This window comes from Oleiphilus sp. HI0123 (assembly GCF_001635315.1).
On the sequence record NZ_LWGE01000767.1, the window covers coordinates 1 to 384 of the forward strand.

The 384-nt window shown below is 40.6% G+C and carries 1 pseudogene; it reads right to left on the minus strand.

The window, feature by feature from the left end:
• A pseudogene (locus tag A3761_RS06780) lies at positions 1 to 334 on the minus strand (putative pyridoxal-dependent aspartate 1-decarboxylase); the annotation flags it as partial.
• Positions 335 to 384 lie beyond the last annotated feature (50 nt).

Consider the following 384-nt stretch of genomic DNA (forward strand, 5'->3'; position numbering starts at 1 on the left):
AATAAGGTAAAGCAGAGGTCATATGACCAACGAAGCTAGGCGATGAGGTGTGAACAGACTGCGCAACTATTTTATCTAGAAGAAATTGAGTATGTTCGGATACAAAAATGGGCTTTTCAGGAATCCTGGGATCAGAAAAGTCTTTTTCCATTTCTTGCAAATCATGTTCGACCGCGACGATATGGTCCTGCATAAATCCTGCAAGATTATTAGAAACGTCTTTATCAATACGGCTAAGAGTAGAGTCTGGTGCTTCGGGTACTGTAAATACTCGATACATACTCTCTATGCTTGCCTGAGCAAACTTCTGCTTATGGTATAACTTGTCCAACATAGCTCACAACGTAGATTCAATACCCAAAATTTGAACGGGCGCTAGTATAG